This window comes from Pseudomonas sp. SDI, from assembly GCF_003105155.1.
GTDB lineage: Bacteria > Pseudomonadota > Gammaproteobacteria > Pseudomonadales > Pseudomonadaceae > Aquipseudomonas.
Window position 1 is genome coordinate 98,369 of record NZ_QETK01000016.1, and the last position, 14,576, is coordinate 112,944.

Genomic DNA, 14,576 nt, shown 5'->3' on the forward strand with positions numbered 1-14,576 from the left:
CCGAGGATCGCTCCCATGTTGTCACGCAAGCATCTATTGGCCGCCCTGACACTCACGCTGTTTGGCGGTGTCGCCCAGGCGGCGGACGAGGTGGTGGTGTATTCCTCGCGTATCGACGAGCTGATCAAGCCAGTGTTCGATGCCTACACCGCCAAGACCGGGGTGAAGATCAAGTTCATCACCGACAAGGAAGCGCCGCTGATGCAGCGGATCAAGGCCGAGGGCGAGAACGCCACCGCCGACCTGTTGCTGACCGTGGATGCCGGCAACCTCTGGCAGGCCGAGCAGATGGGCATTCTCAAGCCGATCAAGTCGGCGGTGATCGATGCCAACATTCCCAAGCAGTACCGTGCTTCGTCCGGTGACTGGACTGGCCTGAGCTTGCGCGCGCGGACCATCGCCTACTCCACCGAGCGGGTCAAACCCGAAGAGTTGAGCACCTATGAGGCGCTGGCCGACAAACAGTGGGAAGGGCGCCTGTGCCTGCGCACGGCGAAGAAGGTCTACAACCAGTCGTTGACCGCCACCCTGATCGAAACCCACGGTGCCGAGAAGACCGAAGCCATCATCAAGGGCTGGGTGAACAACCTGTCCACCGACGTGTTCTCCGACGATACCGCGCTGTTGCAGGCGATCAATGCCGGGCAGTGCGACGTGGGCATCGTCAACACCTACTACTACGGCCGCTTGCACAAGGACAACCCGCAGTTGCCGGTCAAACTGTTCTGGCCGAACCAGGCTGATCGTGGCGTGCATGTGAACCTGTCGGGCATCGGCCTGACCCGGTACGCGCCGCACCCGGAAGCGGCGGTGAAGCTGGTGGAGTGGATGACCGGCGAAGAGGCGCAGAAGATGTTTGCCGGTATCAACCAGGAGTTCCCGGCCAACCCGAAGGTCGCGCCGTCTGAAGAAGTGGCCGCCTGGGGCACGTTCAAGGCCGACACCATCCCGGTGGAACTGGCCGGCAAGCGTCAGGCCGAGGCTATCCGTTTGATGGATCGGGCTGGCTGGAACTGAGCCCAAGGCCTTATTCTGCGGGGGCCGTTATCGCGGGACGACCGGGTTGCTCTTCTATGGGAGCGGGCTCGTCCCGCGATGAGGCCCTAATCTTCCCTAGAGATCCCTCGTTTTGGCCCACCCCGCCCAACGCCGCTGGTACCCCCTGGTTTACGCCATCGCCGCTCTGGTGCTGCTGCCCCTGAGCGTGCTGCTGCTGTCCTGGCAAACCATCGACGGGCAAATCTGGTCGCACCTGCTCGATACCCAGATGGGCCGCCTGCTCGGCAACACCCTGAGCCTGGTGCTCGGTGTCGGCATCGGCGTCACCGTGCTCGGGGTAAGCCTGGCCTGGCTTACCAGCCTCTGCGAGTTCCCCGGCCGACGTTGGCTCGACTGGGCGTTGATGCTGCCCTTCGCCATTCCTGCCTACGTGCTGGCTTTCGTCTTCGTCGGCCTGTTGGACTTCTCCGGTCCGGTGCAAACCCTACTGCGCGAATGGTTCGGGCCGATGCGTCTGCCGCGTGTACGCTCCACCGGCGGGGTGATCACTGTGCTGGTGCTGGTGTTCTATCCCTACGTCTACCTGCTGGCGCGCACTGCCTTCCTGGCCCAGGGCAAGGGCCTGATGGAAGCCGCCCGGGCCCTCGGGCAAAGCCCGCTGCAAGCGTTCTGGCGCGTTGCGTTGCCGATGGCCCGGCCGGCGATTGGGGCCGGGGTGGCGCTGGCACTGATGGAAACCCTGGCCGACTTCGGCGCGGTGTCGGTGTTCAACTTCGACACCTTCACCACCGCTATCTACAAGACCTGGTACGGCTTCTTCAGCCTCGCCAGCGCCACCCAGCTGGCCAGCCTGTTGCTGCTGGCGGTGATGCTGGTGCTCTACGGCGAGCGCCGTGCCCGTGGCGCGGTGCGCGCCAGCAACGAACGGCCACGCGGCAAGGCGCTGTATCACCTGCGCGGGCTCAAGGCGTTCGCCGCCAGCGGCTGGTGCCTGCTGGTATTTGCCTGCGCCTTCGTCATCCCGCTGCTGCAACTGCTGGTGTGGTTCTGGCAGCGCGGGCGCTTCGACCTCGACGAGCGTTACACCGGGCTGATCCTGCACACGCTGTACTTGGGCAGCATGGCCGCATTGATCACCGTTGCCGCCGCGCTGCTGCTGGCCTTCGCCCGCCGCCAGGCGCCCACCCCGATGATCCGCGCCGGGGTCAGCCTGGCCAACCTCGGCTACGCCTTGCCCGGCTCGGTGCTGGCGGTGTCAATCATGCTCGCCTTCAGCTACCTGGACCGCGAACTGGTGGTGCCGCTGTCCAGCTGGCTCGGCGGGGCCGGCCGGCCACTGCTGCTGGGCAGCCTGGCGGCGCTGTTGCTGGCGTATCTGGTGCGCTTCATTGCGGTGGCCTACGGGCCACTGGAAAACAGCCTGGGACGCATCCGCCCGTCGCTGCCGGAGGCTTCGCGCAGCCTTGGGGTCGGCGGCCCACGTTTATTTTTCAAGGTGTATCTGCCATTGCTGGTGCCTGGTGCTCTCAGCGCCGCCTTGCTGGTGTTCGTCGACGTGCTCAAGGAGATGCCGGCCACCCTGCTGATGCGCCCGTTCGGCTGGGACACGCTGGCGGTGCGGGTGTTCGAGATGACCAGCGAAGGCGAGTGGGCACGTGCCTCGCTGCCGGCACTGACGCTGGTGCTGGTCGGCCTGCTGCCGGTCATCGGGCTGATACGGCGTTCGGCGCGTCACCCGGGTCATCGTCACTGAGGGTGCCAGCCTGCGCCCTTGCGGCTACAATGCGCGGCATTCTGCGGCCGGTCCTCTGACCGGGTAGCTGAAATCGCTGCCGACAGCCGTAGCCTCGCCACGCCCGGAAGGAGAAACCCATGGGACAGCGTACGCCTCTGTATGACCTGCATTTGGCGCTGGGCGCCAAAATGGTCGATTTTGGCGGTTGGGACATGCCCCTGCATTACGGCTCGCAAGTCGAGGAGCACCACCAGGTGCGCAGCGACTGCGGGGTGTTCGACGTTTCGCACATGACCGTGATCGACATCGACGGTGCTCAGGCCACGCCCTGGCTGCGGCAGTTGCTGGCCAACGACGTGGCGCGCCTGAGCGAACCCGGCAAGGCCCTCTACAGCACCCTGCTCAATGAGCAGGGCGGGGTGATCGACGACCTGCTGGTGTACCGCTGTGAAGACGGTTATCGACTGGTTGCCAACGCCGCTACCCGGGCCAAGGACCTGGCCTGGCTAAACGCCCGCGCCAACGGCTTCGAGGTGCAGGTGCGCGAGCGCCCGGAGCTGGCCAAGCTCGCCATCCAGGGCCCGCATGCCCGGCAGAAGGTCGCCAAGCTGGTCAACGCGGCCCGCGCCGAGCTGATCCGTGAGTTGGAGCCTTTCCACGGGCGCAGCGACGGCGACTGGTTTGTCGCCCGTACCGGCTACACCGGTGAAGACGGTCTGGAAATCATCCTGCCGGCGGCGCAGGTCGCCGATTTCTTCAACGACCTGGTCGGCGCCGGTATCGCCCCAAGTGGCCTCGGCGCGCGTGACACGTTGCGCCTGGAGGCTGGGATGAACCTGTACGGCCAGGACACCGACGAAGCACATTCGCCCCTCACCTCCAACCTGGCGTCGAGCATTGCCTGGGAGCCAACCGACCGCGAGTTCATTGGCCGCCCTGCGCTGGAGAGGGAAAAAGCCGCCGGCGTGCAGCTCAAACTGGTGGGGTTGGTGCTGGAGGAGCGCGGCGTGCTGCGTGCCCATCAGGTGGTGCGCATCGCAGAAATTGGCGAAGGGGAGATCACCAGTGGTAGTTTCTCTCCTACGCTGAGCAAGGCAATCGCCCTGGCCCGTGTACCGGTGGCTACCGCCGACCGCGCTGAGGTGGAAATTCGCGGCAAGTGGTACCCGGTACGGGTGGTCAAACCGACCTTTGTGCGCCATGGCAAGACCCTGATCTGAACCCATTCCGGCGGGCCGACCGCTGACCTGTTGAGGACAATCACAATGAGCAATATCCCCGCCGACCTGCGTTTCGCCGAGAGCCACGAGTGGGCTCGCCTGGAAGCCGATGGCAGCGTTACCGTAGGCATCAGCGATCACGCCCAGGAAGCCCTGGGTGATGTGGTGTTCGTCGAGCTGGCCGACGTCGGCAAGGTGTTCGCTGCCGGCGACGCTGCCGGTGTGGTCGAGTCGGTCAAGGCTGCCTCCGACATCTACGCGCCGGTGGGCGGCGAAGTGATCGCGGTCAACGAGGAACTGGCCGACAGCCCTGAGCTGCTGAACGAAGATCCGTACGTCAACTGGATCTTCAAACTCAAGCCAAGCAACCCTGCCGAACTCGACAAGCTGCTGAACGCCGCCGGCTACGCCGCGCTCATCGGCGAGTAGTTTTTCCCACACGATCGGCAATCCCTTCCTAGACTCTATAAGCCTCGACCTTTCGAGGCTTGGTCTAGGAAGAGAGAGCCGCTATGTCCTTGTTGCCGTCCCTGAGCCAACTGCACGACCCCAACCCGTTCCTGCGCCGCCACCTCGGCCCGGACGCTGCCGAGCAGCAGTCCATGCTCACCGCCCTCGGCGTTGCCAGCCGCAGCGAACTGATCGAACAGACCGTCCCGCCAGGCATTCGCCTGAACCGGCCGCTGGCCTTGCCGCCGGCGCTCGACGAGCAGGCAGCGCTGGCCAAGCTGCGCGGCTACGCCGAGCAGAACCAACGCTGGACCAGCCTGATCGGCATGGGTTACCACGGCACCCTGACGCCGACGGTGATCCTGCGCAACGTGCTGGAGAACCCCGGCTGGTACACCGCCTACACGCCGTATCAACCGGAAATCGCCCAAGGCCGGCTGGAAGCATTGCTGAACTTCCAGCAGATGGTCATCGACCTGACCGGCCTGGACCTGGCCAACGCCTCGCTGCTCGATGAGGCCACGGCCGCTGCCGAGGCCATGGCCCTGGCCCGCCGGGTGTCGAAGTCCAAGAGCAATCGCTTCTTCGCCGACGAGCATTGTCACCCGCAAACCCTCTCGGTGCTGCAGACCCGTGCCGAAGGCTTCGGCATCGAGCTGGTGGTCGATGCGCTGGCCAACCTTGCCCAGCACCAGGTGTTCGGGGCCTTGCTGCACTACCCCAATACCCACGGTGGGGTGCATGACCTGCGCCTGCCGATCAGCCAACTGCACGAGCAGCAGGCGATTGCCTGCGTGGCGGCCGACCTGCTCAGCCTGGTGTTGCTGACGCCACCGGGTGAGCAGGGTGCCGACGTGGTGTTGGGTTCGACCCAGCGCTTTGGCGTGCCGATGGGCTACGGTGGCCCGCATGCGGCGTACTTTGCCTGCCGCGACGCGTTCAAGCGAGCGATGCCGGGGCGGATCATCGGCGTGTCCAAGGACGCTCGCGGCAACCTGGCGCTGCGCATGGCCCTGCAGACCCGCGAGCAGCATATCCGCCGCGAGAAGGCCAACTCGAACATCTGCACGGCGCAGGTGCTGCTGGCCAACATCGCCGGGTTCTATGCGGTGTATCACGGCCCCGACGGGCTGCGTCGGATCGCCCAGCGAGTGCACCGGCTGACGGCGATCCTCGCTGCCGGTTTGCAGAGCAAGGGCCTGCGCCGGCTCAACCAGCATTTCTTCGACACCCTCACCCTGGACGTCGGTGGCAGCCAGACCGCCATCATCCAGAGCGCCGAAGCGCAGCAGATCAACCTGCGCATCCTCGGCCGTGGCCAGTTGGGCGTCAGCCTCGACGAAACCTGCGACGAGCGCACGGTGCGACGTCTGTTCGACATATTCCTCGGGGCCGACCATGGCCTCGACGTCGCCGAACTCGACGGCCAGCGCCTGCCGGCCGGTCTCCCGGAAACCCTGTTGCGCACCTCGCCGATCCTCAGCCACCCGGTGTTCAACCTGCACCACAGCGAAACCGAGATGCTGCGTTACCTCAAGCAGCTGGAAACCAAGGACCTGGCGCTGAACCAGTCGATGATCCCGCTGGGTTCCTGCACGATGAAACTCAACGCCAGCAGCGAGATGATCCCGATCACCTGGCCGGGCTTTGCCGATATGCACCCGTTTGTGCCGCTGGGCCAGGCCCAGGGCTACAAGGCGATGATCGACGAGCTGGAAAGCTGGCTGTGCGCGATCACCGGCTTCGATGCGATCTGCATGCAGCCCAACTCCGGCGCCCAGGGCGAATACGCCGGGTTGCTGGCGATTGCCAGGTATCACCGCAGCCGCAAGCAGGCTCAGCGCGATATCTGCCTGATCCCGTCGTCGGCGCACGGCACCAACCCGGCCTCGGCACAGATGGCCGGGATGCATGTGGTGATCGTCGAATGCGACGAGGACGGCAACGTCGACCTCGACGACCTCAAGGCCAAGGCCAAGGCCGCCGGTGAGCGGCTGTCGTGCCTGATGGCAACCTATCCGTCGACGCATGGTGTGTACGAGGAGGGCATCAGCGAGATCTGCGAAGTTATCCACAGCCATGGCGGTCAGGTGTACATGGACGGTGCCAACCTCAATGCCCAGGTCGGGCTGACGCGGCCGGCGGACATCGGCGCGGACGTCTCGCACATGAACCTGCACAAGACCTTCTGCATCCCGCATGGCGGTGGCGGGCCGGGCATGGGCCCGATAGGCGTGCGCGCGCACCTGGCGCCGTTCGTGGCCAGCCACCCGGTGGTGCCGGTGCCCGGACCGGACCCGCTGAACAGCGCCGTGAGTGCGGCGCCGTGGGGCAGTGCGAGCATTCTGCCGATCAGCTGGATGTACATCGCGATGATGGGCCCGCAGCTGGCCGACGCCAGCGAGGTGGCGATCCTTTCCGCCAACTACCTGGCGCAGCAACTGAGCGGGGCCTTCCCGGTGCTCTATCGCGGGCGCAACGAGCGGGTGGCACATGAATGTATTCTGGACCTGCGGCCGTTGAAGGCGCAGACCGGGATTACCGAGGAGGATGTCGCCAAGCGCCTGATGGACTACGGCTTCCATGCCCCGACCATGTCGTTCCCAGTGCCGGGGACATTGATGGTGGAGCCGACCGAGAGCGAGTCGAAGGCCGAACTGGATCGCTTCGTACAGGCCATGCTGAGTATCCGGGCCGAGATCGCCGAAGTGCAGAAGGGTAACTGGCCGGCGGAAGACAATCCGCTCAAGCATGCGCCGCATACGCTGGCGGATGTGCTGGGGGGGTGGGCGCGCCCGTACAGTATCGAGCAGGCGGTGGCGCCGAGTGCGCATGCGCGGATGCACAAGTATTGGCCGGCGGTGAATCGGGTGGATAACGTGTACGGCGACCGCAACCTGTTCTGTGCCTGTGTGCCGGTGGGGGAATATCGCTAAGGGCTTTGCGCTCAGATCACGGGACGCGTCGGGTCGCGGCATCGCCGCCCCGACGCGTCCCGCGATGCGCGTTTTACTGTGGGTCGGCTATGGCATTCTTCGCCAGAATCGCATTCGCCAGCTCCATGTCGCTGGCCTTCAAGCCCGGGTTGTCGGCACGAACCTTCTGTATCGCTGCCTCCAGGTACGGGCCACGAATCGCGCCTTCGCTGGCGACATAGCTGCCGGCATCGTCCTGTGCCGCCACAATCAGTTTGTGGTCCTTGAACGTCAGGTAGGTCGAGGCGGTCGTGGCACCGGAGGAAATGACGTTGCGCCAGAAACTGTCGGCCATGGCCGAACCGACAGGGAGAGACAACAGGGCAAGGGTTGCGACTGCTAGTTTGAGGCGCATGGTGGGTGACTCCGCGTTTGGTGATATGCAAAGTTGGATCGTCATTCCCCCAATCAAGTTCCCAGGGCTGTCTACTGAACCACCCGCAGTACCTCGCCCAGGGTGGTCAGTCCGGCGGCAACCTTCTGCGCGCCGTTCTCGCGCAAACTGCGCAGCCCCTCGGCCAGCGCCTGCTGGCGCAGCGCCTGATGGTCGACATCGGCGCTCAGGCGGGCTTTGAGCGCTGCGCTGATCGCCAACACCTCGTACAACCCGGTGCGCCCGCGGTAGCCGGTTTGCCGGCACGCCCGGCAACCCACTGGCGCCATCGCACCGTCTGCCTGCGGGGCCTTGCACGCCGGGCACAAGGTGCGCACCAGGCGCTGCGCCATCACCCCGATCAGCGTGGCGCGGATCAGGTAATGCGCCACACCCAGCTCCAGCAGTCGGCCGATGGCGCCACAGGCGTCGTTGGTGTGCAGGGTCGACAGCACCAGGTGCCCGGTGAGCGCCGCCTGAATCGCCACCTGGGCGGTTTCCACATCACGGATCTCGCCGATCATGATGATGTCCGGGTCCTGGCGCAGCAGCGCACGCACGCCATTGGCAAAGCCGAGGTCGATGCCCGGCTGTACCTGGGTTTGGTTGAACGCCGGCTCGACTATTTCAATCGGGTCTTCGAGGGTGCACAGGTTCACCTGCGGCGTGGCCAACTGCTTGAGCGTGGTGTACAGGGTGCTGGTCTTGCCCGAGCCGGTCGGCCCGCTGACCAGAATGATCCCGTGGGGCTGGCGCAGCATCGCCTGCCAGCAGGCCAGCTCGGCGCCGTCCAGGCCCAGTGCGGCGAAGTTGGTGTGCAGCAGGCGCGGGTCGAAGATGCGCAGCACCAGTTTTTCGCCAAAGGTGGTTGGCAGGGTCGACAGGCGCAGCTCCACTTCGTCGCCGTCCGGTGCCTTGGTCTTGATCCGGCCATCCTGCGGCCGGCGTTTCTCTGCCACATTCATTCGCCCCAGGCTTTTCAGCCGGCTGACCACCGCCAGGGTCACCGTCGGCGGGAACTGGTAGACCTCATGCAGCACGCCGTCGATGCGCAAGCGCAGGCGGCCCTGCTCGCGACGCGGTTCGATGTGGATATCGCTGGCGCCCTGCTCGAAGGCGTGCTGTAGCAGCCAGTCGACGATGCTGACGATATGCGCGTCATTGGCGTCGGCCTGTGCGGCGCCGCTGCCCAGGTCGAGCAATTGCTCCAGGCTGGCCTGCGTCTCGCCCGGCTTGTCGCTGCGGCTGGCGCTGCTTACCGAACGCGCCAGGCGAAAGTACTCCTGGCCCAGCTGGCGGATCTGCAGCGGGCTGGCCAGCACCCGTCGGATGCGCCGTTTGAGCACCAGGCCGAGGTCGGTCTCCCAGCCGCTGAGGTAGGGTTGTGCGCTGGCCACGGTAACGCTGTCGGCATCCTGGGCGATGGCCAGGATGCCGTGGCGGCGGGCGAATGCGGCGGACATCAGCCCGGCGACCCCGGCCAGGTCCAGCGCCAGCGGGTCGATGCGCAGATAGGGTTGGCCGACCTTTGTCGCCAGCCATTCGCCGAGGCTGTCGAGGTCGAGCGACTGGCCGGGGTGCTGCAGGTCGTTCAACTGCTGCGCGGCGATCCGCTCCAGCGGGTGGATGCCGTCGTCGGTGCTGCTCGGGAACTGCTGGCGGTCGCTGGCGCCGATGCGTTGGTCGGCAATCAGTTGCTGCAGCAGCTCGTCGAGGGCCAGGCGGCGCTCGGGGCGGGAATTGGGCATGGTGCATCCTTGCAATCAGGCTCGGGACTGCAAAGGCTAGTTGCCGCGTCGGGCTGACGGTGACCGTAAGGGTTACCGGGCTTTTCCGCGTCGAGCCGCACGTCGCATACACAGATCAGGTTGCGCATTTTTTGTGCAATCAGCTCGGCGCGGTGCCAACTCAAGCCGCCAATGGCGAGCTCCAGCGCCAGCAGGTCGTCCTGCTGGGTCATGTGCAGTTGATGCGGGGTGAGGAACTGCAAGGCGAACAGGTTGAGCACGCGGCACAAGCTGTCCGGTTCGGCTTCGATCATCAGACTGAAACGCACCTGGCTGTGCGCGGCGCTGGCGGCCCAGACATCGGCGCGCAGCGGGGTAACGGGGCGGTCCAGGCGTTCGAGTGCGCTCATGGCAGTCTCCAGAAATAGTGGAGAAATTTTTACATGCGCAGGCGGGCATTTTTTCGCTTTGTTCAGGCAATATGCCGAACATTCGAATAAAACAATTCGCCAACGTGGCAAATAGGGGATTGATCATGCAAAGCGAGCTGGACGCCTACGACCGCCGCATTCTGGCCCTGCTGCAAGAGGACGCCTCGCTGTCCAGCGCACAGGTAGCCGAGCGGGTGGGCCTGTCGCAGTCGCCGTGTTGGCGACGGATTCAGCGGCTCAAGGAGGAGGGGGTGATTCGTGCTCAGGTGACCTTGCTCGACCGCAAGAAGATCGGCCTGAACACGCAGATATTCGCCGAGGTGAAACTCAATGCCCACGGCCGGACCAACTTCGCCGAGTTCACCGAGGCGATCCGCGAGTTTCCCGAGGTGCTGGAGTGTTATGTGCTGATGGGCGCAGTGGACTTTCTGCTGCGCATCGTCACCCCGGACATCGAAGCCTACGAGCGATTCTTCTTCGAAAAGCTGTCGATGGTGCCGGGGATCCAGGAGGTCAACTCGATCGTGGCCTTGTCCGAAATCAAGTCCACGACGAGTCTACCGGTGCTGCGCTAGGCCTTACTTGCGCAGCAGGTGCTTCCAGCCGCGGCTCTGGAATACGGCCATGGCATGTTGCACGCGGGCTTCAAGCACTTCGTCGCCAAGCGGCAGGTTAGCCAGCTGGTGCAACTTGTTCAGCTCGCCGAACAGGCGGTCGAGGTCCGGGCTTTCGAGGACCTGACGGGCATGGTGCAGCCAGGCCAGCAGGCGCTCGATGCGCGGCAGTTGTTCGGCCAGGTCTTCCGGCTGCTGCTGGTACAGCGGCAGTTGCAGGGCCTTGGCTTCGTCGGCGAGCAGCACCGTGAGCCAGTTGCTCAGCTGTGCTGCGCCCTGGCGGTCGCCCCGCTTGTTGCGTTCGGCGGTCCAGCCGCGGGCCAGCAGCCAGCGCGAGGTTTCCAGCGAGAATTGACCCCAGCGGGTGTCGAGCAGCTCTTCGGCAAATTGCTCCGGCGCGGCGCGGCGTACGTCTTCGTCGTCGTTACCGGCCAGCACCAGTGGGCGCCAGTCTTCCAGCAGTGCGTCGAGGCTGGCGCGCAGGGCGGCGGTCGTGCTGCGCGGGGCGGCCTGGCCGAGGCTGCTGGCCAGGGCGCGCAGTTCGGCGAGGGCTTGCACCCAGTCCTGCAGCAGGCGCCAGTGGCCGTTGAAACGGTACTGTTCGGCCAAGCGTTGGCTGGCGCCGAGCAGTTGCCAGGCGAGGGCGTTGAAGGCGTCGTCCAGCGACATCTCAGCGCTCAGTTCCGCTGCCGGCAGGCTCACGGCGTAGCTGGCCGGGTCGAGCAGGCGGTAGCCGCGCTCGGCCTTGCTGATGTCGCACGGCATCAGCGGCAGGCTGGCGGACAGCTCGGCAGCCAGTTCCAGCAGGGCTTCAGGTTCGCCTTCGCGCAGTTCCAGCTCCAGCTCGCAGATTTCTTCCTTCTGCTTGCCGGCGACCACGTGACCGAGGTCGAGGGCTGCTTCGATGACCACTTTGGCTTTGCCACGGCCCCAGGCGATTTCCGCGTACTCGCGGGTGAAATCGGTGGTGAACAGCGGCTTGATGGTTTTTTTGTCCAGCTCGGCCAGTTCCGCCGGCCAGCAGGTGTCGTCGAGCTTCTTCAGGTCGAGCTTGGCTTTGGCCAGCTGCCATTCGTGCTCGTTGCGCTGTGACAGGCCGGCGACGCTCTGGCCGCGCGCCTTGAGGGTCTGGATGACCACGTCGCCGTCGCGGCGCAGGCGCAGCGCGACCTTGGCCGCCGCCAGATCGCGCTCCGGGGTATCGAAGTACTGATTGAGCAGCTCGCGCTGCTGCCAGCCGGACTTGTTGCGCTTCTTCAGCAATGGGTGGTCGCGCAGCGCGGCGAGGGTCTCGCGGCTGACCCGCAGTTTGATTTCGGTTTCTTTGTGCATTGCTGGGTAATCCAGGCTCGGATGACAGGGAGCGTCTTGGCCGTGCAGTGTACAGGACTCGGCCGCCGACGGTTTATTCCAGGTGCCCGATGGCCCTATGATGGGCCTCGAACCGAGGAGAAAGCGCATGCCCTTGCCGTCGCTCAAAGACCAGTTTGCCGCCCTGATCGCGGCGCCATCGGTCAGTTGCACTCAACCGCGCCTGGACCAGTCCAACCGCGCCGTGATCGACCTGCTGGCCAGTTGGCTCGACGACCTGGGCTTCAGCTGCGATATCCAGCAAGTCAGCCCCGGCAAGTTCAACCTGCTCGCCACCTTCGGCAGCGGCCCTGGTGGCCTGGTGCTGGCCGGGCACAGCGACACCGTGCCGTACGACCCGCAACTGTGGCAAACCGACCCGCTCAAGCTCACCGAAGTCGATGGCCGCTGGGTGGGCCTGGGCAGTTGCGACATGAAGGGGTTTTTTGCCCTGGTGATCGAGGCGGTACGGCCGCTGCTGGCACAACCGTTCAAGCAGCCGCTGCTGATCCTGGCCACCTGCGACGAGGAAAGCTCGATGTCCGGCGCCCGCGCCCTGGCCGAGGCCGGCCGTCCGCTGGGTCGCGCGGCGGTGATCGGCGAGCCGACCGGGCTCAAGCCGATCCGCATGCACAAGGGCATCCTCATGGAGCGCATCGATATCCTCGGGCGCAGCGGCCACTCGTCCGATCCGCGCCTGGGCCATAGCGCCATGGAAGCCATGCACCAGGTGATGGGCGAGATGATGGGCTTGCGTCGGCAGTGGCAGCAGCAGTACAACAACCCGCAGTTCAGCGTGCCGCAGCCGACGATGAACTTTGGCTGCATTCATGGTGGCGACAACCCCAACCGCATCTGCGGCCAGTGCGCGCTGGAGTTCGACCTGCGCCCGTTGCCGGGGATGGACAGCGAGGCCCTGCGCGCGGCGATCCGCAGCAAGCTGGTGCCGATTGCCGAGCAGCATCAGGTGCAGATCGACTATAAGCCGTTGTTCCCCGAAGTGCCGCCGTTCGAGCAGGCCGCCGACGCCGAACTGGTGCGGGTGGCCGAGCGTCTTAGCGGGTATCGCGCCGAAGCAGTAGCCTTCGGCACCGAAGCGCCTTATCTTCAGCGCCTGGGCTGCGAGACCGTGGTCCTCGGCCCCGGCGACATCGCCTGTGCCCACCAGCCGGGCGAGTACCTCGAAATGTCACGTCTGGAGCCTACCGTGCGTCTAGTGCGTGGCCTGATCGAACATTATTGCCTCAGCCCGGTAAGTGCCCGCTGAGACCATCCGTTTTTCCAAGAGGAGCATGCGCGTGACGCCAAGCCTGTACCGACGATAACCCTTCGAGCGCTGTGTGCTGTTCCGTTCTTGTCCCTTTCTCTACAGGCTCTGGTTATGCCCGAATACGTCAACTGGCTGCGTCACGCTTCGCCTTACATCAACGCCCACCGCGACTGCACCTTTGTGGTCATGCTGCCCGGCGATGGGGTCGAGCATCCCAACTTCGGCAATATCGTCCACGACCTGGTGCTGCTGCACAGCCTCGGCGTGCGCCTGGTGCTGGTCCATGGCTCGCGCCCGCAGATCGAAAGCCGGCTGAGCGCCCGCGGCCTCAGTGCGCACTACCATCACGGCCTGCGTATCACCGATGCGGCCACCCTGGAGTGCGTGATCGACGCGGTTGGCGCCTTGCGCATCGCCATCGAGGCGCGCCTGTCGATGGACCTGGCCGCCTCGCCGATGCAGGGTTCGCGCTTGCGCGTGGCTTCGGGCAACCTGGTCACGGCGCGGCCGATCGGCGTGGTCGAAGGCGTCGACTATCACCACACCGGCGAAGTGCGCCGGGTCGACCGCAAGGGCATCAATCGGCTGCTCGACGAGCGCTCCATCGTGCTGCTGTCGCCGCTGGGCTATTCGCCGACCGGCGAGATCTTCAACCTGGCCTGCGAAGACGTCGCCACCCGCGCGGCAATCGAGCTGAACGCCGACAAACTGCTGCTGTTCGGCGCCGAACGCGGGCTGATCGACGCCGATGGCAAACTGGTGCGCGAGCTGCGTCCGCAGCAGGTGCCGGCACACCTGGAGCGCCTGGGCAAGGATTACCAGGGCGAGCTGCTCGATGCGGCGGCCGAAGCCTGCCGTGGCGGGGTGGCGCGCAGCCATATCGTCAGCTATGGCGAAGACGGCGCGCTGCTCACCGAGCTGTTCACCCGCGACGGTGGCGGCACGCTGGTGGCCCAGGAGCAGTTCGAGAAGGTCCGCGAGGCGGGCATCGAGGATGTCGGTGGCCTGCTGGAGCTGATTCGGCCGCTGGAAGAGCAGGGCATCCTGGTGCGGCGTTCGCGTGAGGTGCTGGAGCGCGAGATCGAGCAGTTCAGTGTGGTCGAGCGCGAGGGGATGATCATCGCCTGTGCGGCGCTGTATCCGATTGCCGATTCGGAGGCGGGGGAGCTGGCGTGTCTGGCGGTGAACCCGGAGTACCGTCATGGCGGGCGTGGCGACGAACTGCTGGAGCGCATCGAGACGCGGGCCCGGCAGATGGGCTTGAACACCTTGTTCGTGTTGACGACGCGTACAGCACACTGGTTCCGTGAGCGCGGCTTTGCCCCGAGCGGGGTCGAGCGGCTGCCGGCGGCGCGGGCATCGCTGTACAACTATCAGCGCAACTCGAAGATCTTCGAGAAGGCCCTCTAAGCGCAATCGCGGGACGAGTCGG

Annotated in this window: 11 protein-coding genes and 1 pseudogene; 8 read left to right on the plus strand and 4 right to left on the minus strand. The window is 65.4% G+C overall.

Going from position 1 to position 14,576, the window contains the following annotated elements; genetic code table 11:
* Positions 1-15 precede the first annotated feature (15 nt).
* From DCO48_RS12825 to gcvP, 5 genes are all read left to right on the plus strand, one after another.
* Positions 16-1,017, plus strand: coding sequence for an extracellular solute-binding protein (locus DCO48_RS12825; protein ID WP_116550976.1), 1,002 nt, complete (start codon positions 16-18; stop codon positions 1,015-1,017).
* A 112-nt stretch (positions 1,018-1,129) separates the two neighbouring features.
* On the plus strand, positions 1,130-2,752 hold the full coding sequence (locus DCO48_RS12830; protein WP_116550977.1) for an iron ABC transporter permease: 1,623 nt from the start codon (positions 1,130-1,132) through the stop codon (positions 2,750-2,752).
* Between the two features lie 119 nt (positions 2,753-2,871).
* On the plus strand, positions 2,872-3,954 hold the full coding sequence (gcvT, locus tag DCO48_RS12835; RefSeq protein ID WP_116550978.1) for a glycine cleavage system aminomethyltransferase GcvT: 1,083 nt from the start codon (positions 2,872-2,874) through the stop codon (positions 3,952-3,954).
* 45 nt (positions 3,955-3,999) lie between these two features.
* Positions 4,000-4,383, plus strand: coding sequence for a glycine cleavage system protein GcvH (gene gcvH / locus DCO48_RS12840; protein ID WP_116550979.1), 384 nt, complete (start codon positions 4,000-4,002; stop codon positions 4,381-4,383).
* 83 nt (positions 4,384-4,466) lie between these two features.
* A complete protein-coding gene (gene gcvP, locus DCO48_RS12845; RefSeq protein WP_116550980.1) occupies positions 4,467-7,340 on the plus strand; it encodes an aminomethyl-transferring glycine dehydrogenase in 2,874 nt (957 codons plus the stop codon).
* 73 nt (positions 7,341-7,413) lie between these two features.
* Here gcvP and DCO48_RS12850 read toward each other — a convergent pair whose 3' ends face one another.
* The 3 genes and pseudogenes from DCO48_RS12850 to DCO48_RS12860 form a co-directional block, all read right to left on the minus strand.
* Entirely contained in the window at positions 7,414-7,734 is a 321-nt protein-coding gene (locus tag DCO48_RS12850; protein WP_116550981.1) for a DUF2388 domain-containing protein, read from the minus strand.
* 71 nt (positions 7,735-7,805) lie between these two features.
* The gene (locus DCO48_RS12855; protein WP_116550982.1) at positions 7,806-9,500 is read right to left on the minus strand and encodes a GspE/PulE family protein; all 1,695 of its coding nucleotides are present in this window, start codon (positions 9,498-9,500) and stop codon (positions 7,806-7,808) included.
* Between the two features lie 92 nt (positions 9,501-9,592).
* A pseudogene (locus DCO48_RS12860) lies at positions 9,593-9,889 on the minus strand (hypothetical protein); the annotation flags it as partial.
* Positions 9,890-10,014: 125 nt separating this feature from the next.
* Here DCO48_RS12860 and DCO48_RS12865 point away from each other — a divergent pair.
* A complete protein-coding gene (locus DCO48_RS12865; RefSeq protein ID WP_116550983.1) occupies positions 10,015-10,485 on the plus strand; it encodes an Lrp/AsnC family transcriptional regulator in 471 nt (156 codons plus the stop codon).
* A 3-nt stretch (positions 10,486-10,488) separates the two neighbouring features.
* Here the strand turns inward: DCO48_RS12865 and DCO48_RS12870 are convergent, their stop codons facing one another.
* Entirely contained in the window at positions 10,489-11,856 is a 1,368-nt protein-coding gene (locus DCO48_RS12870) for an inorganic triphosphatase (RefSeq protein ID WP_116550984.1), read from the minus strand.
* A gap of 127 nt (positions 11,857-11,983) precedes the next feature.
* Here DCO48_RS12870 and argE point away from each other — a divergent pair, with 127 nt between their 5' ends.
* Both argE and argA read left to right on the plus strand, forming a co-directional pair.
* Entirely contained in the window at positions 11,984-13,141 is a 1,158-nt protein-coding gene (gene argE / locus DCO48_RS12875; protein ID WP_116550985.1) for an acetylornithine deacetylase, read from the plus strand.
* A gap of 114 nt (positions 13,142-13,255) precedes the next feature.
* Positions 13,256-14,554, plus strand: a complete 1,299-nt coding sequence (argA, locus tag DCO48_RS12880; protein WP_116550986.1) for an amino-acid N-acetyltransferase — start codon at positions 13,256-13,258, stop codon at positions 14,552-14,554.
* Positions 14,555-14,576: the final 22 nt, after the last annotated feature.